Source organism: Streptomyces sp. D2-8 (assembly GCF_023184515.1).
Classification (GTDB): Bacteria; Actinomycetota; Actinomycetes; order Streptomycetales; family Streptomycetaceae; genus Streptomyces.
In genome coordinates this window covers 934,564-955,130 of sequence record NZ_JAAHBP010000001.1, presented here as the reverse complement: position 1 = coordinate 955,130, position 20,567 = coordinate 934,564, and the positions used below count along the sequence as shown (strand labels likewise).

Annotated in this window: 16 protein-coding genes; 5 read left to right on the top strand and 11 right to left on the bottom strand. The window is 70.5% G+C overall.

Annotated features, from left to right (window positions below):
- Window positions 1–59: 59 nt before the first annotated feature.
- On the bottom strand, window positions 60–680 hold the full coding sequence (locus tag G3I77_RS04265; protein ID WP_030249479.1) for a heme-copper oxidase subunit III: 621 nt from the start codon (window positions 678–680) through the stop codon (window positions 60–62).
- A gap of 145 nt (window positions 681–825) precedes the next feature.
- Between G3I77_RS04265 and G3I77_RS04260 the strand changes: the two genes are divergently transcribed.
- Window positions 826–1,227: a hypothetical protein gene (locus G3I77_RS04260; RefSeq protein ID WP_248501177.1), complete on the top strand. Its 402-nt coding sequence runs from the start codon at window positions 826–828 to the stop codon at window positions 1,225–1,227.
- Window positions 1,228–1,346: 119 nt separating this feature from the next.
- Here G3I77_RS04260 and G3I77_RS04255 read toward each other — a convergent pair whose 3' ends face one another.
- The 4 genes from G3I77_RS04255 to coxB form a co-directional block, all read right to left on the bottom strand.
- Window positions 1,347–2,600, bottom strand: coding sequence for an Ig-like domain-containing protein (locus G3I77_RS04255; RefSeq protein WP_248501176.1), 1,254 nt, complete (start codon window positions 2,598–2,600; stop codon window positions 1,347–1,349).
- Window positions 2,601–2,731: 131 nt separating this feature from the next.
- Complete coding sequence (locus tag G3I77_RS04250; protein WP_248501175.1) at window positions 2,732–3,130, bottom strand: cytochrome c oxidase subunit 4; 399 nt, start codon at window positions 3,128–3,130, stop codon at window positions 2,732–2,734.
- On the bottom strand, window positions 3,127–4,863 hold the full coding sequence (ctaD, locus tag G3I77_RS04245) for a cytochrome c oxidase subunit I (RefSeq protein WP_248501173.1): 1,737 nt from the start codon (window positions 4,861–4,863) through the stop codon (window positions 3,127–3,129). The genes G3I77_RS04250 and ctaD overlap by 4 nt, the downstream gene beginning before the upstream one ends.
- Complete coding sequence (gene coxB / locus G3I77_RS04240) at window positions 4,860–5,825, bottom strand: cytochrome c oxidase subunit II (protein ID WP_248501172.1); 966 nt, start codon at window positions 5,823–5,825, stop codon at window positions 4,860–4,862. Before coxB ends, ctaD begins: the two co-directional genes overlap by 4 nt.
- Before the next feature lie 287 nt (window positions 5,826–6,112).
- On the opposite strand from coxB, the gene G3I77_RS04235 reads away from it, so the two are divergent.
- Window positions 6,113–7,492, top strand: coding sequence for a cysteine desulfurase/sulfurtransferase TusA family protein (locus G3I77_RS04235; protein WP_248501171.1), 1,380 nt, complete (start codon window positions 6,113–6,115; stop codon window positions 7,490–7,492).
- Between the two features lie 84 nt (window positions 7,493–7,576).
- Here the strand turns inward: G3I77_RS04235 and G3I77_RS04230 are convergent, their stop codons facing one another.
- Window positions 7,577–8,551, bottom strand: a complete 975-nt coding sequence (locus tag G3I77_RS04230; RefSeq protein WP_248501170.1) for a carbohydrate kinase family protein — start codon at window positions 8,549–8,551, stop codon at window positions 7,577–7,579.
- A gap of 132 nt (window positions 8,552–8,683) precedes the next feature.
- On the opposite strand from G3I77_RS04230, the gene G3I77_RS04225 reads away from it, so the two are divergent.
- Together G3I77_RS04225 and G3I77_RS04220 are read left to right on the top strand one after the other, a co-directional pair.
- The gene (locus tag G3I77_RS04225) at window positions 8,684–8,893 is read left to right on the top strand and encodes a hypothetical protein (protein ID WP_248501169.1); all 210 of its coding nucleotides are present in this window, start codon (window positions 8,684–8,686) and stop codon (window positions 8,891–8,893) included.
- Between the two features lie 146 nt (window positions 8,894–9,039).
- Complete coding sequence (locus G3I77_RS04220; RefSeq protein WP_248501168.1) at window positions 9,040–11,055, top strand: hypothetical protein; 2,016 nt, start codon at window positions 9,040–9,042, stop codon at window positions 11,053–11,055.
- A gap of 103 nt (window positions 11,056–11,158) precedes the next feature.
- Here G3I77_RS04220 and G3I77_RS04215 read toward each other — a convergent pair whose 3' ends face one another.
- On the bottom strand, window positions 11,159–11,515 hold the full coding sequence (locus G3I77_RS04215) for an iron-sulfur cluster assembly accessory protein (protein WP_031109243.1): 357 nt from the start codon (window positions 11,513–11,515) through the stop codon (window positions 11,159–11,161).
- Between the two features lie 281 nt (window positions 11,516–11,796).
- Here G3I77_RS04215 and nadA point away from each other — a divergent pair, with 281 nt between their 5' ends.
- Complete coding sequence (gene nadA, locus G3I77_RS04210) at window positions 11,797–12,981, top strand: quinolinate synthase NadA (protein WP_248501167.1); 1,185 nt, start codon at window positions 11,797–11,799, stop codon at window positions 12,979–12,981.
- A gap of 18 nt (window positions 12,982–12,999) precedes the next feature.
- Here nadA and G3I77_RS04205 read toward each other — a convergent pair whose 3' ends face one another.
- The 4 genes from G3I77_RS04205 to G3I77_RS04190 form a co-directional block, all read right to left on the bottom strand.
- On the bottom strand, window positions 13,000–15,228 hold the full coding sequence (locus tag G3I77_RS04205) for a protein kinase (protein ID WP_248501166.1): 2,229 nt from the start codon (window positions 15,226–15,228) through the stop codon (window positions 13,000–13,002).
- Window positions 15,229–15,344: 116 nt separating this feature from the next.
- Window positions 15,345–18,464: an efflux RND transporter permease subunit gene (locus tag G3I77_RS04200; protein WP_248501165.1), complete on the bottom strand. Its 3,120-nt coding sequence runs from the start codon at window positions 18,462–18,464 to the stop codon at window positions 15,345–15,347.
- Between the two features lie 160 nt (window positions 18,465–18,624).
- The gene (locus tag G3I77_RS04195; RefSeq protein WP_248501163.1) at window positions 18,625–19,308 is read right to left on the bottom strand and encodes a response regulator transcription factor; all 684 of its coding nucleotides are present in this window, start codon (window positions 19,306–19,308) and stop codon (window positions 18,625–18,627) included.
- Window positions 19,305–20,525, bottom strand: coding sequence for a sensor histidine kinase (locus tag G3I77_RS04190; RefSeq protein ID WP_248501162.1), 1,221 nt, complete (start codon window positions 20,523–20,525; stop codon window positions 19,305–19,307). The genes G3I77_RS04195 and G3I77_RS04190 overlap by 4 nt, the downstream gene beginning before the upstream one ends.
- Between the last annotated feature and the right edge of the window lie 42 nt (window positions 20,526–20,567).

The following is a 20,567-nucleotide window of genomic DNA, read 5'->3' as shown; positions in this document are numbered from 1 at the left end:
TTCTGCGTCGATGCTTCTGGGATGCGCGCTTCGTCGAGCACGCGCGGATGCGGGCCCTGCTACTTGATCATGTAGATCGTGGCGAAGAGACCGATCCAGACGACATCGACGAAGTGCCAGTAATAGGACACGACGATCGCGGCCGTCGCCTGCTCGTGGGTGAACCTCCGCGCCGCATAGGTCCGGCCCAGGACCAGCAGGAAGGCGATGAGACCGCCCGTCACGTGCAGGCCGTGGAAGCCGGTGGTCAGGTAGAAGACCGAGCCGTACGGGTCGGAGGACAGGGACAGGCCCGCCTCCTTGACCAGCTCGGTGTACTCGAGGACCTGACCGCCGATGAAGATCGCACCCATCACGAACGTGACGATGAACCACATCCGCAGCTTCTTCACGTCACCGCGCTCGGCGGCGAAGACGCCGAGCTGGCAGGTGAGCGAGGAGAGCACCAGGATGGTGGTGTTCGCCGCCGAGAACGGGAAGTTGAGATGGCTCGCCATCTCCTTCCAGTGATCGGGACCCGTCACCGATCGCAGGGTGAAGTACATCGCGAAGAGGGCCGCGAAGAACATCAGCTCGGAACTCAGCCAGATGATCGTTCCGACGCTGGTGAGGTTCGGCCGATTGACCGACGGGTGCGCGTGCCCGGTTTCTACTGTCGTTGCTGTCGCCACGACCGACATTATGTCGGTCGCTTATCCCGCCCTCACTCCGGGGGGTGCCGTTCGGAGTGTCTAAGCCGGTCGTACCGGTGTTGACGTGGTGTTCAAGGGAGTAGCATCCGGCCCAACGGGCCTGTCCTTACGACGCTGACGTCACGGAGGAACAATGCAGCCGACCGCCACGGTGCTGGTCTACAGCGACGACTCCAACACCCGCGAGCAGGTGCGCCTCGCCACGGGACGGAGGCCGGCTCCGGACGTTCCCGTCGTGGAGTTCATGGAGTGCGCGACTCCCGCCGCGGTGCTCACGGAGCTGGACCGGGGCGGGATCGACGTCTGTGTGCTGGACGGTGAGGCCGTGCCGATGGGAGGCATGGGGCTCTGCCGGCAGATCAAGGACGAGGTGTTCGACTGTCCGCCGGTGCTGTTGCTGATCGGGCGGCCTCAGGACGCGTGGCTGGCGACCTGGAGCCGGGCCGAGTCCGCGGTGACGCTGCCGGTGGATCCGGTGGAGTTCGCGGCCGCGCTGGCTTCTCTGTTGCGGGACAAGGCGGCTTTGAACGCCTAGGGGCTCGGTTCGCCTTGTTCTTCGGCGGCTGCGGGCGCGTGGGGGCTGTTCGCGCCCACGCGGCGGAGCCGCATGTCGACACAGCCCCGCGCCCCTGAAGGACGTGCCCCTGAGGGCGTCTAGACGCTCTGGGGCCTCAGGCGGGCCCGGTCGGCGTCCGTGGGGCCGTCCGGGGTGCCGCCCAGGAGGGCGCTGCCGGTGCGCCACTTCGCCCAGTCGAGGTTCCAGTCGCCGAAGCCGTTGCCGAAGGGGGCCATCGTGTCGCCGCCGGAGTTGACGACCTTGACGATGTCGCCCTCGCGGACGGTGTCGTAGAACCAGGAGGCGTTCTCGGTGCTCATGCCGGTGCAGCCGTGGCTGACGTTGGCGGAGCCCTGGGAGCCGACCGACCAGGGGGCGGCGTGGACGTACTCGCCGCTGTTGGTGACCCGGACCGAGTGGTGCACGATCAGGTCGTAGAAGTCCGAGGCTCCGATGCTGGCGCTGGTCATGCGGACGGTGCCCTCCTTGGCCAGGACGACCTTGACGCCGTTGCGGGTCTCGTAGCCGGGCATACCCGTGGTGACCGGTATCTGCCGAACGATCTCGTCGTTCTTGTAGACGGTCATCTGGTGGGCGGCGGCGTCCGTGACGGCTATGAGCTTGTCCGCGGTGGTGAAGGTCAGCGGCTCGGCCTTGCCGCCCCACATCCGGTCGCCGATCTTGATGCCCTGCAGGTTGCTGCGGACCTGGACGGTGGCCTGGGCGGGCCAGTAGTCCTTCGGGCGGTAGTGGAGCTTCTTGTCGTCCACCCAGTGCCAGGCGCCGTCCGTGGAGGGCGTCGAGGAGACCTTGAGGGCGCGTTCCACGACGGCCCGCTGGGCCTTGTCCTTGACGGGCCGGCTCAGCTCGGCCGTGACGGGCTGGCCGACGCCGTAGGTGCCCGTCTTGGGTCCGAAGGTGACGTCCAGGCGCTTCTTGGTGGTGGGCTTGCCGGTGTCGAAGGTGACGACCTTGCGGCCGGGCGCCCCGTCCTCGTCCTCGGTGCTCACACGGACCGTGTAGCTGGCGTTGGCGGCCAGCGGGGTGGTGCTGTGCCAGCGGCTGCCGTCGGCGGCGAGTTCGCCCGCCACGTAGCGTCCTGAGGCGTCGTGGGCCGTGACGTCCGTGATGCGCCCGTCGGAGTCCTCGACGACTTCCAGGGGCTTGTCCGGGTCGGCCTTCTGGCGGCCCCCGTCGGGGGCGTTGAAGGAGATCTGGTCCGCCGCGTCGTAGGGACGGGCGGCGAGCGGGTTGCCGTCCGAGCCGCAGGCGGTGACGCCCGCGCAGAGGGTGATCACCAGCAGCGTGCAGCCGACGACGGTGCGGGGGCGGGATATCACTGTGTGGCTCATGACCTCACGCTAGGAAGCGACGTCAACAGCGGCACGCCGAGCGACTCGTACGAGTGACACGCATTACGGCAAAAGCAGGGGCCCGGACGCTCCTCTCGGAGTGTCCGGGCCCCTGTCAGGCACGGGTCGTGCTACTGGGTGCGGTTCTCACCGCGGTAGTACTCGAAGACCCAGCCCCAGACGCCGATCAGGATGATCGGCAGCGAGAAGTACATCAGCCACCAGCCGACGGCGACCGACAGGAAGGCGAGGGCACCACCGATGCCCAGGGAGAGCGGCTGCCAGCTGTGCGGGCTGAAGAACCCGACCTCGCCGGCGTCGTCCGCGACGTCCGCCTCCTTGTTGTCCTGCGCACCGACGTCCACCCGCTTGGCCGTGAAGCCGAGGTAGAAGCCGATCATGATGGACAGGCCGAAGGCCAGGAAGAGGGCCGTGGTACCGGCCGGCTCCTTCGACCACACGCCATAGACCACGGCCATGACGAGGAGGAAGACGCTCAACCACATGAACATCTTGCCCTGGATCTTCACTTGCCGGCCTCCTTGCCGCCAGCGAGGGCCTTGTCACCGTGGCCCGCGTTCTCGAGCTGGTCGAGAGCGGCGATCTCCGGGTGGTGCAGGTCGAACGCCGGGGATTCACTGCGGATCCGCGGCATGGTGATGAAGTTGTGCCGCGGCGGCGGGCAGGAGGTCGCCCACTCCAGGGAGCGACCGTAGCCCCACGGGTCGTCGACGCCGACCGGCTTGCCGTACTTGGCCGTCTTCCACACGTTGTAGAAGAACGGCAGGATCGACATGCCGAGCAGGAACGAGCTGATCGTCGAGACCGTGTTCAGCGCGGTGAAGCCGTCGGCCGCCAGGTAGTCGGCGTAACGGCGCGGCATGCCCTCGGCGCCCAGCCAGTGCTGGACCAGGAACGTGCCGTGGAAGCCGATGAACAGCGTCCAGAAGGTGATCTTGCCGAGGCGCTCGTCCAGCATCTTGCCGGTGAACTTGGGCCACCAGAAGTGGAAGCCGGAGAACATCGCGAACACCACGGTGCCGAAGACGACGTAGTGGAAGTGGGCCACCACGAAGTAGGAGTCGGAGACGTGGAAGTCCATCGGCGGCGAGGCCAGGATGACACCGGTCAGACCACCGAACGTGAAGGTGATCAGGAAGCCGGCCGCCCACAGCATCGGTGTCTCGAAGGACAACGAGCCCTTCCACATCGTGCCGATCCAGTTGAAGAACTTCACACCGGTGGGGACGGCGATCAGGAACGTCATGAAGGAGAAGAACGGCAGCAGCACACCGCCGGTGACGTACATGTGGTGCGCCCACACCGTCACGGACAGACCCGCGATCGCGATGGTCGCGCTGATCAGACCGAAGTAACCGAACATCGGCTTGCGGGAGAAGACCGGGATGACCTCGGAGATGATGCCGAAGAACGGCAACGCGATGATGTACACCTCTGGGTGGCCGAAGAACCAGAAGAGGTGTTGCCACAGCAACGCCCCGCCGTTGGCGGAGTCGAAGATGTGCGCGCCGAACTTGCGGTCCGCCTCCAGGGCGAACAGCGCGGCCGCGAGGACCGGGAAGGCGAGCAGGACCAGGACACCGGTCAGCAGCACGTTCCACACGAAGATCGGCATGCGGAACATCGTCATGCCGGGGGCGCGCATGCAGATGATCGTGGTGATGAAGTTGACCGAGCCGAGGATGGTGCCGAAGCCGGAGAAGGCCAGACCCATGATCCACATGTCGGCGCCGATGCCCGGGGAGCGGACGGCGTCCGAGAGCGGGCTGTAGGCGAACCAGCCGAAGTCGGCCGCACCCTGCGGGGTGAGGAAGCCGCCCACCGCGATGAGCGAGCCGAACAGGTACAGCCAGTAGGCGAACATGTTCAGCCGGGGGAAGGCCACGTCCGGCGCGCCGATCTGGAGCGGCATGATCCAGTTCGCGAAGCCGGCGAACAGCGGCGTCGCGAACATCAGCAGCATGATCGTGCCGTGCATCGTGAACGCCTGGTTGAACTGCTCGTTCGACATGATCTGCAGACCCGGCCGGGCCAGCTCGGCGCGCATGAGCAGCGCCATCACGCCACCGATGACGAAGAACGCGAACGACGTGACCAGGTACAGCGTGCCGATCGTCTTGTGGTCCGTCGTCGTCAGCCACTTGACCACGACACTGCCGCGGTTCTGGCGCCTGACCGGCAACTCGTCCTCGTAGTGGGACCCTGCTGCCGCGGCACCCTGGGGTTCGTTGAGGATGCTCACAGGTTGTTCGTCTCCCGGTTCTTCTCGTGGCTCGTCTGCGCGATGCCGGCAGGAACGTAACCGTTCTGCTGCTTGTCCACGAGGTCCTTGAGGTGCTGCTCGTAACGCTCCTGGGAGACGACCTTCACGTTGAAGAGCATCCGGGAGTGGTCGACACCGCAGAGCTCGGCGCACTTGCCCAGGAAGGTGCCCTCCTTGTTGGGGGTCACCTGGAAGGAGTTGGTGTGGCCCGGGATGACGTCCTGCTTCATGAGGAACGGCACCACCCAGAAGGAGTGGATGACGTCACGCGAGGTCAGGACGAAGCGGACCGTCTTGCCTTCGGGGAGCCAGAGCGTCGGGCCCGGGTTGTTGGTCTGCGGGTTCCGCGTACCGGGGGTGCCGCAGTCGTAGACACCGCCGGCGTCGGCCGGGAAGTCCTTCTTGAAGCGGTCCGGGATCGCGTCCAGGTCCTTCGAGGTCTTTGCGTCCCCGGTGGAACCGGCGACCGGCTCGATGTAGTTGAAGCACCAGCTCCACTGGAAGCCGACCACGTTGACCGTGACGTCGGGCTTCTTCTTGAGGCTGAGCAGCTCGGACTCGTCACGGGCTGTGAAGTAGAACAGCACCGAGACGATGATGAGCGGGACCACGGTGTACAGCGCCTCGATGGGCATGTTGTACCGGGTCTGCGGAGGAACCTCGACCTTGGTGCGGCTGCGCCGGTGGAAGAAAGCACTCCACAGGATCAGACCCCACACCAGCACGCCGACGGCGAGCGCAGCCGCCCAGGACCCCTGCCACAGGGAGAGGATCCGCGGAGCCTCTTCCGTGGTCGGGGTGGGCATACCAAGGCGGGGGAAGTCTTCCCAGTTGTACGAGCAACCGGTGGCTGTCGCCAAGACCAGGCCCGCGGTCAGTGCCTGCAGCAGCTTCCGCCGCATCGGGCGCCGCGGCGAGCGGTCGGAGCCGTTGGGACTCACGTAGCGCCTTCCCGAGAGTCTCGCCCGCGCGGATCGGCTGCGGCCTGGCCTTCTCGCTGGTCGGTCGCGGCCCTGCGTCGGGCAGGGGTTTGGATGTTTATGCGGACCAAACCCTAGCCGACGCCCTCCGGGGGTTCTCGGGGAGGGGTGCCTACTCACTCGGGTGGTTCGCTGAATTGGCGGCTGCGGGCTGTTTGTGGCTGTTCGCGCCCCGCGGCGGAGCCGCAGATGTCACCGCCCCGCGACCCTGAGAACCGCTGCCCCCCGGGACGTTCTAGCGTTGCTGTGTGCCCTACTTCGATGCTGCTTCCGGTGCTCCGCTCCATCCCGTCGCCCGGCAGGCTCTGCTGGCCTCGCTCGACGAGGGGTGGGCGGATCCCGCGCGTCTGTACCGGGAGGGGCGGCGTGCCCGGGTGCTGCTGGACGCGGCGCGGGAGGCCGCTGCCGAGGCGGTGGGATGCCGGCCGGACGAACTGGCCTTCACCTCGTCCGGAACCCGTGCCGTGCACACGGGGATTGCCGGGGCGCTGGCCGGGCGGAGGCGGATCGGGCGTCACCTGATCGTGTCAGCGGTCGAACACTCTTCTGTCCTCCATTCGGCCGAGCTGCACGAGGCGGACGGGGGGTCCGTCACCGAGGTGACCGTAGACCGGGGCGGGGCGGTGGATCCGGTCGCCTACGGGGATGCCCTGCGCGCGGACACCGCACTGGCGTGTCTCCAGTCCGCCAATCACGAGGTGGGGACCGAGCAGCCCGTCGCGGCGGTGGCCGAGGTGTGCCGGGAGGCCGGGGTGCCGCTGCTGGTGGACGCGGCGCAGTCGCTGGGGTGGGGGCCGGTGGACGGGGGCTGGTCGCTGCTGACGGCCAGTGCGCACAAGTGGGGCGGGCCGTCCGGGGTCGGGCTGCTCGTGGTCCGCAAGGGTGTGCGGTTCGCGGCGCAAGGGCCGGTGGACGAGCGGGAGTCGGGGCGGGCGCCCGGTTTCGAGAACATCCCGGCGATCGTGGCGGCGGCCGCGTCGCTGCGGGCCGTGCGGGCCGCCGCGGCCGAGGAGGCGGTGCGTCTGCGGGAGCTGACGGAGCGGATCCGGGCGCGGGTGCCGCAGCTGGTGCCCGACGTGGAGGTGGTGGGCGATCCGGTGCGCCGGCTTCCCGGGGTCGTCACCTTCTCCTGTCTCTACGTCGACGGCGAGGCGCTGCTGCACGAGCTGGACCGGGAGGGTTTCTCGGTCTCGTCCGGCTCGTCCTGCACGAGCAGCACGCTGACGCCCAGCCATGTACTGCGGGCGATGGGCGTGCTGAGTGAGGGGAACGTGCGGGTTTCCCTGCCGCCGGGGGTGGCGGAGGAGGATGTGGAGAGGTTCCTGGCCGTCCTTCCCGGGGCTGTGACGGCCGTGCGGGAGAAGCTGGGCGCGCCGGTCGCCTCCCCGGTCGCCCGCGAGGAGGACGTCCTGGTCGTGGACTCCCTCGGCAAGCGCTGCCCGATTCCGGTGATCGAGCTGGCGAAGGTCATCGGCGATGTGCCCGTGGGCGGGCTGGTCCGGGTCCTGTCGGACGACGAGGCGGCCCGCCTGGACATCCCGGCGTGGTGCGAGATGCGAAGCCAGGAGTACCTGGGCGAGGAGCCGGCGGAACAGGGGACGGCGTACCTGATCCGCCGGGCGAGCTGAGCGTCCCGGGGCGCGGGGCTGCGCCGATGTGCGGCTCCGCCGCGTGCGCGCGACCAGCCCCCACGCGCCCGCGGCCGGCGACGGTCAGGCGAGACGCCCTTGGACCTCCGTCGCCGCCTCGTCGCCGTACGCCTTGGTGAACCGCTCCATGAAGTGCCCCCGGCGCAGCTGGTACTCCTGCGTCCCCACCGTCTCGATGACGAGGGTCGCCAGCATGCAGCCGACCTGCGCGGCCCGCTCCAGGGAGACACCCCACGCCAGACCCGAGAGGAATCCGGCGCGGAAGGCGTCGCCGACGCCCGTGGGGTCGGCCTTGCGCTCCTCGTCGGGCGTGCCGACCTCGATCGGGTCCTCACCGGCCCGCTCGATGCGGACGCCGCGCGCGCCCAGGGTGGTCACGCGGTGGCCGACCCGGGAGAGGATCTCGGAGTCGCTCCAGCCGGTCTTGGTCTCGATGAGGCCCTTCTCGTACTCGTTGGAGAAGAGGTACGTCGCCCCGTCCAGAAGGATGCGGATCTCCTCGCCGTTCATCCGGGCGATCTGCTGGGAGAAGTCGGCGGCGAACGGGATGGACCGGGAGCGGCACTCCTCGGTGTGGCGGAGCATGGCCTCCGGGTCGTCGGCGCCGATGGAGACCAGGTCGAGGCCGCCGACGCGGTCGGCGACGGTCTTCAGCTCGATGAGGCGGGCCTCGCTCATGGCGCCGGTGTAGAAGGAGCCGATCTGGTTGTGGTCGGCGTCCGTCGTGCACACGAAGCGGGCGGTGTGCAGCGTGTCGGAGATGCGGACGGAGTCGGTGTCGACGCCGTGCCGCTCCAGCCAGGCCCGGTACTCGTCGAAGTCCGCGCCCGCGGCGCCGACCAGGATCGGCCGGGTGCCGAGCTGCCCCATGCCGAACGCGATGTTGGCGGCGACGCCGCCGCGGCGGACGTCGAGCTTGTCGACCAGGAACGACAGCGAGACCGTGTGCAGTTGGTCCGCTACGAGCTGGTCGGCGAAGCGGCCGGGGAAGGTCATGAGGTGGTCGGTGGCGATGGAGCCGGAGACTGCGATGCGCACGGCGTGGACTCTCCTGAGGGAGGCGGACCTTGACGGTTCACGCTATCGGGTGGGCGGGGCGGCTCTGAAGGCATCAAAACTACCCGATAGTAGATCTTTCTCCGTGAGCTCGACCGTGCCTACGGTGCCGCTATGACGAACCTCAAGGTCCACGCCCCCGCTCCGGTCGATCTGGAAGGCGAGCTGGCGTCGCTGCCGGGTGACGGGGCGCGGATGGCTCCGCACTGGGCGGTTCCCGACCGGGTCGCCTCGCGGCCGGTCTCCCCGGCCCTGATCCACGGCGTGTCCGTACCCCTGACGTCGGCGCGGCTGCTCGACGCCATGGAGGAGTACGGGGACTGAACGGCGCACTCGCGGGAACCGTGTGCTCCCCCGCTGCGTCCCATCGCTGTCCCCCGTAAAGGGGAGGCGGGATACGACCCACCAGCGGTCCGTGTGTGACCGGGCCGGGTCCCATGGGACAGCTGTGCAGCCGAAGGAGCGATGCGGTGAACACCGAGCGACCCGACAACGACGACGACGCCAGGGAAGCGGGCGGCGCCACCGCCGACGCCCCGGAGGTCGAGGAGCCGGGTACGGCGGACGCCGGGGCCTCGGCGGACGCCGGGACCTCGGCGGACGCCGGGACCTCGGCGGACGCCGAGGTGCCGGCGGAAGCCGGGGCGTCGCCGGGTGCCGCTGAGCCCGAAGAAGCCGCCGACGCCGCCGAGGCCGAAGACACCGCCGAGGCTTCCGAGACTTCCGAGGCTCAAGGTGAGACCGCGCGGGCAGCCGAGGGCGGTGCGGGCGAGACGGCGGCCCCCGCAGCCGAAGAGCCCGGTACGCCGGAGGCCGCCGAGACGGACGCGCCCGAAGACCGGGGTGCCGACGGCGAGCGGGCAGCCGCGACCGGGGCCCCCGAAGCCGCCGCGGATGGCGCGGGCGACGAGGAAGTCCACTCCGGCTCGGCACCGGCACCGGCACCGGCTGGCGACGTCACATCCGACGACACCGGCACCGAGAAGTCCCGCCCCGGTGCCACCCCGGCACCCGCCGGCGACCTCCCCCGCGACGAAGAGGACTTGGTCCGCCACGGCGGTGGCCGTCCCCGTACGCCCGCGATCATCGCCTCCGTCGCCGCCGCCGTGCTGCTGATCGGCGGCGGTGGGGCCTGGCTCGCCTCCAACGCCTCCAGTGGGCCGGGCGGCGGCCAGACGTCCGGTGCGCCCGGTGGGGACGACACTCCCCCGCCGCTCGCGCTCGACGGCTACTCGGAGTCCACGGCGGACGGCGGCAACGGCATCGCGCCCGGCGAGCCCAACCCCTACGGCGCCACCTACCGGGTCGACGGCCCCCTGCCGGACGGCCCTGGCAAGGCGCCGGTGTACCGGGCACGGGGCGAGGTCACCAAGCAGGAGGTGGCCCGGCTGGCGAAGGCCCTCGGGATCGAGGGGACGCCCGTGGCGCGGGGCGAGGCCTGGAAGATCGGGGGCCAGGACGGGTCGGGTCCGAGCCTCCAGGTGAACCAGCAGGCGCCGGGGGCCTGGACGTTCAGCCGGTACGCCCCGGGCACCGACAACTGCAAGGGCACCGACACCTGCACCGCCCCCCAGTCCGGTGGCACACCGGTGAGCGAGGACGTGGCCGAGAAGGCCGCCGCGCCCGTGCTGAAGGCGGTGGGTCAGGACGACGCGAAGCGCGACGCGAGCCAGGTCATGGGGGCCCAGCGGGTGGTGAACGCGGCTCCCGAGGTCGGCGGGCTGCCCACGCACGGCTGGACGACCGGGATCACGGTCGGTGCGGACGGCGAGGTCGTGGGCGGCAGCGGTCAGCTGAAGACTCCGGTGAAGGGCGACACGTACCCCGTGGTCAGCGCCGGGAAGGCGCTGGAGCTGATGAACGGGCAGCCGAAGAGCGATCACCGGATGGGCATCGGCGGCTGCGCCAGCCCCGTGCCGCTCAAGGACAAGCTGGAGCAGCCGTGCGAGCAGCCGGCGAGCGGTGCTCCCGAGCAGGACACGGTCACGGTCGAGAACGCGGTGTTCGGGCTGGCCGCGCACGTCGTCGACGGGCGGCAGGCGCTGGTGCCGTCGTGGCTGTTCGAGGTGACGGCGCCGGGCGCGAAGGACCCGTTCACCGTGACGTACCCGGCGGTGGAGCCGAAGTACCTGGCCTCCCCCGAGCCGAGTGAGCCGGGTGACCAGCCGACGTCGGCTCCCGGTCCGCGCGAGGTGAAGGTGGACGGGTACCGGGCCGAGGGCTCGGAGCTGACGGTGACCTTCACGGGCGGGGTGTGCGCCGACTACGACGTGAAGGCGAGCGAGAAGGGCGACGAGGTGACGGTCTCCGTGACGTCGACCCCGTGGCCGGACAAGGTCTGCGTCATGATCGCCAAGCAGTTCCAGGAGACCGTGCCGCTGGACGAGCCGCTCGGTGACCGGGCGGTCGTCGACACGGACGGCAAGGCGGTCCCGCTGGCCAAGGAGGGCGCGCGGCTGCCGGCTCCCCCCACGCAGGAGCGCTAGACACACAGGAGCGCCAGAGCCGTACAGCGCGAAGGCGGCGGCCCCGTCGGAGGGGGCCGCCGCCTTCGTCGTGTCCGCGGCCGCCGGTGGCGGCTCGGCAGGCTCAGCTGAACGAGTCGCCGCAGGCGCAGGAGCCCGTCGCGTTCGGGTTGTCGATCGTGAAGCCCTGCTTCTCGATGGTGTCCACGAAGTCGATCGTGGCACCGCCCAGGTACGGAGCACTCATGCGGTCGGTGACGACCTTCACACCGCCGAAGTCCTTCTCCACGTCGCCGTCGAGGGCGCGCTCGTCGAAGAAGAGCTGGTAGCGCAGGCCGGAGCAGCCGCCGGGCTGGACGGCGACGCGCAGCGCGAGGTCTTCGCGGCCTTCCTGGTCGAGCAGCGCCTTGACCTTGGACGCGGCGGCGTCGGTCAGGATGATGCCGTCGGTGACGGTGCTGGTCTCGTCCGATACGGACATCTACATCTCTCCCGGGTTGTACGGAGACTGCTTGCCGACGGTTGCAACCGGCGGGGCCGCGGATTCATTCCGGGCCGGGCGTCGATCCCGGCTCCTTTTCATGCTCGCACACGCACCGGGAACCGGAAAACGGCTCTTTCCGGGTCTTCCCGGGAATGAACGACGGCTCACCGGGATTCACGTCACACCGACGCTATGGACATCGTCAAAGTGACGTGAAGCGGTTATGATAGATAGCGTCAAATCGACGAAAAGTCGCAGAAACAGAAAGGGTGCGTGTCGTGACCACCGCCCAGACCCAGGAGCTCGACGTACAGCCGACGCCCCTCGCCCTGCTGCTCCTCGGCCGTGAGGCCGACCCGAAGAGCGAGCGCGGTGTGGAGTGTCCCGGCGACCTGCCCTCGCCGTCCGACCCGGACCTGGTGGAGCGCGCCCGCAAGGCGAAGGAGAAGCTCGGGGACAAGGTCTTCGTGCTCGGCCACCACTACCAGCGCGACGAGGTCATCCAGTTCGCCGACGTGACCGGTGACTCGTTCAAGCTGGCCCGGGACGCGGCCGCCCGCCCGGAGGCCGAGTACATCGTGTTCTGCGGCGTGCACTTCATGGCGGAGTCGGCGGACATCCTGACGTCCGACGACCAGAAGGTCGTCCTGCCCGACCTCGCCGCCGGCTGCTCGATGGCCGACATGGCGACGGCCGAGCAGGTCGCCGAGTGCTGGGACGTGCTGACCGAGGCCGGGATAGCCGAGCAGGTCGTGCCCGTCTCGTACATGAACTCCTCCGCCGACATCAAGGCGTTCACGGGCAAGCACGGTGGCACCATCTGCACCTCGTCCAACGCCAAGCGGGCCCTGGACTGGGCCTTCGAGCAGGGCGAGAAGGTGCTCTTCCTGCCGGACCAGCACCTGGGCCGCAACACCGCCGTGCGCGACATGGGCATGTCCCTGGAGGACTGCGTCCTCTACAACCCGCACAAGCCGAACGGCGGTCTGACGGCCGAGGAGCTGCGCGCGGCGAAGATGATCCTGTGGCGCGGCCACTGCTCGGTGCACGGCCGATTCAGCCTGGACTCGGTGAACGACGTGCGCGAGCGCATCCCGGGCGTGAACGTCCTGGTCCACCCCGAGTGCAAGCACGAGGTCGTGGCCGCGGCGGACTACGTCGGTTCGACGGAGTACATCATCAAGGCCCTGGAGGCCGCGCCGGCCGGCTCCAAGTGGGCCATCGGCACGGAGCTGAACCTGGTCCGCCGCCTGGCGAACCGTTTCGCGCCCGAGGGCAAGGAGATCGTCTTCCTCGACAAGACGGTCTGCTTCTGCTCGACCATGAACCGCATCGACCTCCCCCACCTGGTCTGGGCGCTGGAGTCCCTGGCCGAGGGCAACCTCGTCAACCGCATCGAGGTGGACAAGGAGACGGAGGCCTTCGCGAAGCTGGCCCTGGAGCGGATGCTGGCGCTGCCGTAATCCGCCCCCTGCCCGTCGTCACCCCGAGTGCGGTGTCCGCTCGGGGTGCGCGGGGTCGAGGCTGAAGACGGCGCCGCCGGGGGTGGTCGCGACCAGGGCGCCTTCGAGGAGCCGTACCCTGCCGGCACCCCAGTCGGTGCTGTTGCTCTGTTCCCGCGGCAGCGTCTCCCACAGCAGCGTGCCCTTCTTCGCGTCGAGCGCACCGACGCGGCCGCTGGCACTGGCGAGGTACAGGGCCCGGGTCCGCGGGTCGTACGTCGCCTCGCTCGGCTGTTCCAGGCTGGTCGGGGTCTGCCACAGCGGGCGGCCCGTGCGGGCCGACACGGCGGTGACCCGTCCGCTGGCGGTGGCGAACCACAGGGTGCCGTCCGCCGTCGTCACCTGTCCCTCGTACTCCTCGGCCAGCTTCGTCGTGCTGTGCGCACCGGTGCCGGGGTCCACCCATCGGATCCCCGCGTACGGCGCGTCCTGCCCGACGAGGGTGTTCCCGTCCTCGTCCTGGGTCAGGTCCAGGAACAGGAGCCGACCGTCGAAGGCGCCGAGCAGCCCGGCCTGGCCCGGTACGGTCAGCCGGCGTGCCGGGCCGTCGGCCCGGTGCAGTTCCATGACCAGGTTGGCCTCCGGCCCCTCCTCCGGGGTGCACTGCAGGTACAGCTTCCCGGCGGCCTCCACGATCCCGCAGAAGTGCTTCGCGGGCAGCCGTTCCGTCCAGCGCGGGTCGCCGGTGCGGGGCGAGCGGGCCGTCACCGAGGTGCCGTCGCCCTCCGGGATCACGACGAGGTCGCCGGAGACGACCACGTCCACCCGCTCGTCGTTCACCGCGCGGTCCCAGAGCCGGTCGCCGGTCCCGGTGTCGAAGGCGAAGACCCGGGTCGCCCCTTCGCCGGGGGGCTCCTGCTGGACCAGGACCGCGTCGTCCCGGATGCCGAGGATCTCGAACCTGGAGATGTCGTCGCCGGTGACGGACGCCGGCGGGCCGGCGCGCCAGACGGTCCCGCCCGTCCTCCCGTCCAGGCGTACGGGCAGGATCCCGTCGCCCGCGCAGTAGACGGCACCCTCGTACACCTGACACCCCGGCCCGCCCCGCAGCCCGCCGGTCTGCGGCTTCGGCGTCTTCCGCACGCCGCGCCCGGCCGTCTCGTACACCGTCGTCTGCCAGGGCTTCCAGCCGGTGGGCGGCGCCGCCCACCGGGAACCCGCGGAGGGTGAGGAACCGGACCGGTCCGCGCTCTGCGCCCAGCCGGGGCCGAGCGTCAGATAGGCCGTCAGGCCGAGGGCGACCGCGCCGACCGTGCCCGTCACGGCGAGCAGCGGGCGGATACGGCGGCGGGGGCGGACGGGGCCCGGCGGGTCCGCCACGGTCACGGGGCGGGTCACCTCGACGGCCGGGAGCCGCTCCGCGCGCAGGGCCAGGGTGGCCGGATCGCCGTGGGCCCGCTCGGGCAGGACCGTCGCGAACTCCCGGGCCAGCTCGTCGAGTCCGGGCCGGTCCGCGGGGTCCTTGGCCAGGCAGCGCTCCAGGAGCCCGCGCAGCGGCGGCGCGACCCCGTCCAGCACCGGTGCGTCGTGGACCACTCGGTAGGCCGTCAGATAGGGGCTGTCCATGTCGAAGGGGCCCCGGCCGGTGACCGCGTACACCAGCAGTGAGCCGAGTGAGAAGACGTCCGACGCCGGGCCGACCGTACGGGCGTCGACAAGCTGCTCCGGGGACATGAAGGGCGGTGTGCCGATCATCTGGCCGGTCTCGGTCAGCGTCTGGTGGTTCTCCGCCGCGCGGGAGATGCCGAAGTCGATGACGCGGGGCCCGTCCTCGGCCAGCAGGACGTTGGCGGGCTTCAGGTCCCGGTGCACCACCCCGGCCCGGTGGATCTCCCGAAGCGCCTCCACCAGGCCCAGGGCCAGTCGACCCAGTTCGGCGTCGGGAAGGGCGCCCCGGTCGCGGATCCGCCGGGCGAGCGAGGGCCCGGGCACGTACTGGGTCGCCATCCAGGGCCGCGCCGCCTCGGGGTCCGCGTCCAGGACCGGCGCGGTGAAGGCACCGCTGACCTTGCGGACAGCCTCGATCTCCTGCCGGAACCGGGCGCGGAAGACGGCGTCCGCGGCGTACTGGGCATGGACGACCTTGAGAGCCACGTCGCGGCCCGAACGCGCCCTGCCCCGGTAGACGACGCCCATGCCCCCGGCCCCGAGCCGGTCGAGCAGCCTGTAGCCGCCGACCGCCTTCGGGTCGTCGCTGTGCAGCGGCACGCCCGAATCCCCTTCCCCCGTAGAGCAGTTCGAGCCCACAGGATACGGAACGCACAGGACGGCGGCCGGGCACCGGCCCTGGAGGTCCGGTGCCCGGCCGCCGCCGGATCAGGCCGTCACACGCCCGCGGGCTCGGGCTCCTGCGCGGTCTTCTCCTGGGCCGGGAGGCCCTTCTTCGCCGCGCGCTTCTTCGCCCGGCGCTCCTTGCGGAGTTCGACCATCGCGTAGAGCGTCGGGACGAGCAGGAGGGTGAGCAGGGTCGACGTGACCAGACCGCCGATCACGACCACGGCCAGCGGCTGGGCGATGAAGCCACCCTCGCCGGTGATGCCGAGGGCCATGGGCAGCAGGGCGAAGATCGTCGCCAGGGCGGTCATGAGGATCGGGCGCAGCCGGTGCCGGCCGCCCTCGATCACGGCCTCGACGACGCCGTGGCCCTGCTTGCGGTACTGGTTGATCAGGTCGATCAGCACGATCGCGTTCGTCACCACGATGCCGATCAGCATCAGCATGCCGATCATGGCCGGGACGCCCATCGGGGTGCCGGTGGCGATCAGCAGGCCGATCGCGCCGGTGGCGGCGAACGGGATGGAGACGAGCAGGATCAGCGGCTGGACCAGGGACCGGAAGGTGCCGACCAGCAGCATGAAGACGATCGCGATGGCCGCCAGCATCGCCAGGCCCAGGTTGGCGAACGCCTCGTCCTGGTCCTCGGAGACACCGCCGATCGACGCCGTGGCGCCGTCCGGGAGCTTCAGCGCGTTGATCTCGGACTGGAGCTGGGTGCTGACCGCGCCGGTGTTGTCGCCGGTCGGCTTCGCGGTGATGGTGGCCGCGCGCTGGCCGTCGATGCGGGTCATGGAGACCGGGCCGTCGACCAGCTTGACCGTGGCGATGTCGCCGAGCTTCGCCGCGCCGCCCAGGCGCAGGTCCTGAAGCTGCTTCAGGGTCCTGGCGGGCTTCGCCGAGCGGATGACGATGTCACGCTCGGTGTCGTCCAGGACCGCCTTGGCCGCGGTGGTGCCGCGGACGGCCTGGGCGACGGCGGCACCGAGGGTCTGGTCGTTGAAGCCGGCCGCGGCGGCCTTGTCGTTGGCCTTGACCGAGATGCGCGGCACGCTCGTCGCCAGGTCGCTGGAGACGTCCGTGACGTCGTCGAGGGAGGCGACCGCCTTGCGGACCTCCTCGGACGCCGTGCGCAGGACGTCGGCGTCGGCGGCCTTCACGACCACGCTGAGGTTCTGGCTGCCGAAGCCGTCACCGGCGGCGACGGTGGTCGTGCCGATGCCCTTCAGACCGGCCAGGCCCTTCTCGATGCCGTCCTGGACGTCCTCGTAGGACGCCGAGTCGTCGAGCATCACCTGGTACGAGGCCTGGTTGCTGTCCGTGCCGCCGCCGAAGGCCGCCATGAAGCCGGACGAGCCGATCGTGACCTGGTAGTCCTTCACGCCCTCGGTGCCGGCGAGCAACTGCTCGACCTTCTTCGCCTGGGCGTTCGTCGCGGCCAGGCTGGTGCCGGGCTTCAGCTCCTGCTTGACGGTGAGGACTTCCTGCTCGCCCTGGTCGAAGAAGTTCGTCTTCAGCAGCGGCGCCATGCCGAACGTGCCGACCAGGACGACGATCGCGAGGGCCACACTGGTGAGCCGGCGGCGGGTCGCGAAGCGCAGCACCGGGACGTAGATGCGCTGCAGGCGGCTCCTGGCCTCCTTCTCCTCGGCGAGCCGACGGGCCTCGTCCGCGTCCTCGGGGGTGCCCTTCGGGGGCCGCAGGAACCAGTACGACAGCACCGGTACGACCGTCAGCGACACGAGCAGGGACGCCAGCAGCGCGGCCGTCACGGTGAGGCTGAACGAGCCGAACAGCTCGCCCACCATGCCGCCGACCAGGCCGATCGGCAGGAACACCGCGACGGTGGTCAGCGTCGAGGACGTCACCGCGCCCGCGACCTCGCGCACCGCGGTGAGGATGGCCGACTGGCGCTCCTCGCCGTAGCCGAGGTGACGCTTGATGTTCTCCAGGACCACGATCGAGTCGTCGACGACCCGGCCGATGGCGATGGTCAGGGCGCCCAGCGTCAGGACGTTCAGCGACAGGTCGCGCGTCCACAGCACGATCAGGGCGAGGACCACGGACAGCGGGATGGACACCGCCGTCACGAGGGTGGAGCGGATCGAGGCCAGGAAGACCAGGATCACCAGGACGGCGAAGAGCAGACCGAGGCCGCCCTCGGTGGTCAGGCCCTTGATGGACTTGGACACGGCCGGGCCCTGGTCGCTGACGACCGTGAGGGTCGCGCCTGACCCGAGGTCCTTACGCAGGTCCGGGAGCTTGTCCTGGACGGCGTCGGAGATGGCGACCGCGCTGCCGTCGCGGTCCATCGTCACGGCGACGGCGAGGCTGGGCCTGCCGTCGGTGCGGGTGATGGAGTCGGCCGGGGCCTCCTGCTGCTTCACCGTGGCGACGTCGCCGAGGCGCACCGGCTTGCCCTTGCCGGGCTCGCCCGTGACCATCAGGTCCTGGATCTGCTTCAGCGAGGTGAAGCCGCCGCCGACCTGGACCGTGCGGTTGGCGCCGCCCTCGTCGAAGGAGCCGGCCGGGACGGTCGCGCCGCCCGCCTGGAGCGCCTGGGAGAGGGACTGCGAGGTCAGGCTCGCCTTGGCCAGCTTGGCCTCGTCGGGCGTGACGGTGACCTGGAGGTCGCGCACACCGTCGACGGTGACCTGGCCGACGCCGTCGATGCTCTTCAGGTCCGGCACGACGGTCCTGTCGAGCTGGTCGGCCAGGGCCTGCTGGTCGCGGCCGGAGGTGACGGCGAGGACGACGGTCGGGATGTCGTCCGTGGAACCGGCGACGACCTGCGGGTCGACGTCGTCCGGGAGCTGGACACGGGCCCGGTTGACGGCCTGCTGGACGTCGGCGACCAGCTGCTTGGTGTCGTTGCCGTAGTCGAAGGACGCCATGATCACGGCGTTGCCCTCGCTGGCGGTGGAGGTGACGCCGCTGATGCCGTCGACGGCTTCGAGGGTGTCCTCGATGGGTTCGACGACCTGCTTCTCGACCACGTCCGGCGACGCGCCCTGGTACGGCGCCAGCACGGACACCACGGGCAGTTCGATGGTGGGCAGCAGCTGCTGCTTGAGCTGGGGTATCGCGATCGCCCCGAAGACGAGCGCGATGATCGATATCAGCCCGGTCAGGGCCCGTTGCGCGAGGCTGAATCTCGACAGCCAGGACATGGGTGAGGGTCTCTCTTCTGTGGAGCGGCAGAAGCGGCAGCGGACGCGCAGATGAGCGCCCGCCCCTACACCCTGAGCCACGGGGGGCGGGGGTTCCGTAGGCCCCAGGTCCCGTTCCTTATACGGCGCATACTCCCGGCGCAGTACACCCGGGTCGAGCTCACTCCACCCTTGGACGGACCAGGCCGGACTCGTACGCGGTGACCACGAGCTGGGCGCGGTCCCGGGCGCCCAGTTTGGCCATGGCCCGGTTGACGTGCGTCTTCACGGTCAGCGGGCTGACTTCGAGGCGCTCGGCGATCTCGTCGTTGGAGTGCCCGCCGGCCACCTGGACCAGGACCTCGCGCTCCCGGACGGTGAGCGAGCCGAGCCGTTCGCCGCGGGCCGGGTCGCGGTCGCCGTCGGCCGGGTCCTCCGTGGCGAGGAACCGGGCGATCAGGCCCGTGGTGGCCGCCGGGGAGAGCAGGGCCTGGCCGCCGGCCGCGATGCGGATGGCGTTCAGCAGTTCCTCGGGCTCGGAGCCCTTGCCGAGGAAGCCGGAGGCGCCGGCGCGCAGCGACTGCACGACGTAGTCGTCGACCTCGAACGTCGTCAGGATGACCACCCGGACGTCGGCGAGGCCGGGATCGGCGCTGATCATGCGGGTCGCGGCGAGACCGTCGGTGCCGGGCATGCGGATGTCCATGAGCACGACGTCGGCGTGCTGCTCCTTCGCCATCCGGACCGCTTCCGCGCCGTCGGAGGCCTCGCCGACCACCTCCATGTCGGGCTCGGAGTCGACGAGCACGCGAAAGGCGCTGCGGAGCAGCGCCTGGTCGTCGGCGAGCAGGACACGGATGGTCATGCGGGGCCCTCCCCGGTCGGTGTGCGGTTCTTGACCGGCAGGATCGCATGGACGCGGAAGCCGCCGCCGTAGCGGGGACCGGTGGTGAGGGTGCCGCGCAGGGCGGTGACGCGCTCGCGCATGCCGAGCAGTCCGTGGCCGCCGCCGGTGTCCTGGGTCTCGTGCTCGCCGCTGCCGTCGTCGAGCACGGTGATCTCGATGTGCGGTCCGACGCGTACGACGCTGACCTCCGCCTTGGCCTGCGGCCCGGCGTGCTTCTGCACGTTGGTGAGGGCCTCCTGGATGATCCGGTAGGCGGCCAGGTCGACGGCCGCGGGGAGGGTGGTGCCCTGGTCCGCGCGGGCGACCTCGATGTGCAGGCCGGCGTTGCGGAAGGTACCGCTGAGTTCGTCGAGGCGGTCCAGGCCCGGGGCGGGTTCGGTGGGGGCCTCCGGGTCGCCGGACTGCCGGAGCAGGCCGACGGTGGCGCGGAGCTCGTTGAGCGCGGAGCGGCTGGCCTCGCGGACGTGCGCGAGGGCCTCCTTGGCCTGGTCGGGGCGTTTGTCCATGACGTGGGCGGCGACACCGGCCTGCACGTTGACCAGGGCGATGTGGTGGGCGACGACGTCGTGCAGGTCCCGGGCGATCCGCAGGCGTTCCTCGGCGACCCGGCGGCGGGCCTCCTCCTCGCGGGTGCGCTCGGCCCGTTCGGCGCGTTCCCGGATCGCCTGGACGAAGGCGCGGCGGCTGCGGACGGCGTCACCGGCCGTGGCGCCGATGCCGGTCCAGGCGAAGATCGCGAGGTTCTCCTGGGCGTACCAGGGCAGGGAGCCGGCCGACATGGCGGCGCCGGTCAGCACGGTCATGGTGAGCAGGCCGACGCGCCAGGTGGTGGGGCGGTCGGTGGTGGAGGCGACGGTGTACAGGGCGACCACGGCGGACATGGCGACCGGGGCGCGGGGGTCGCCGGTGACGGACTCGATCACGGAGACCGTGCCGGTGAGGGCGAGAACCGTCATCGGGGCGCGGCGGCGGAAGACCAGGGCTGCGGCGCCGAGGGCCATGAGGACGAGACTGAGGGCGTCGGGGGTGCGCAGGGCCCAGCTGACGCTGTCGCGGTGCCGGGGCTCCACGAAGGAGCCGGCGACCATGCAGACCAGGACGGCCGCGGCCAGCACGGCGTCCATGGCCAGCGGGTGTGCTTCGGCCCGGCATCTGGCCCGCGCGAGGGTGCTCACGGCTGTTTACGGTATCCGGGCCGGGGGCCGGGCCCCCACGCC

What these genes read in the sequence shown, in the direction of transcription:
- G3I77_RS04265 (WP_030249479.1), bottom strand. Translation starts at nt 680, where the DNA reads ATGTCGGTCGTGGCGACAGCAACGACAGTAGAAACCGGGCACGCGCAC.
- G3I77_RS04260 (WP_248501177.1), top strand. Translation starts at nt 826, where the DNA reads ATGCAGCCGACCGCCACGGTGCTGGTCTACAGCGACGACTCCAACACC.
- G3I77_RS04255 (WP_248501176.1), bottom strand. Translation starts at nt 2,600, where the DNA reads ATGAGCCACACAGTGATATCCCGCCCCCGCACCGTCGTCGGCTGCACG.
- G3I77_RS04225 (WP_248501169.1), top strand. Translation starts at nt 8,684, where the DNA reads ATGACGAACCTCAAGGTCCACGCCCCCGCTCCGGTCGATCTGGAAGGC.
- G3I77_RS04215 (WP_031109243.1), bottom strand. Translation starts at nt 11,515, where the DNA reads ATGTCCGTATCGGACGAGACCAGCACCGTCACCGACGGCATCATCCTG.
- G3I77_RS04200 (WP_248501165.1), bottom strand. Translation starts at nt 18,464, where the DNA reads ATGTCCTGGCTGTCGAGATTCAGCCTCGCGCAACGGGCCCTGACCGGG.
- G3I77_RS04195 (WP_248501163.1), bottom strand. Translation starts at nt 19,308, where the DNA reads ATGACCATCCGTGTCCTGCTCGCCGACGACCAGGCGCTGCTCCGCAGC.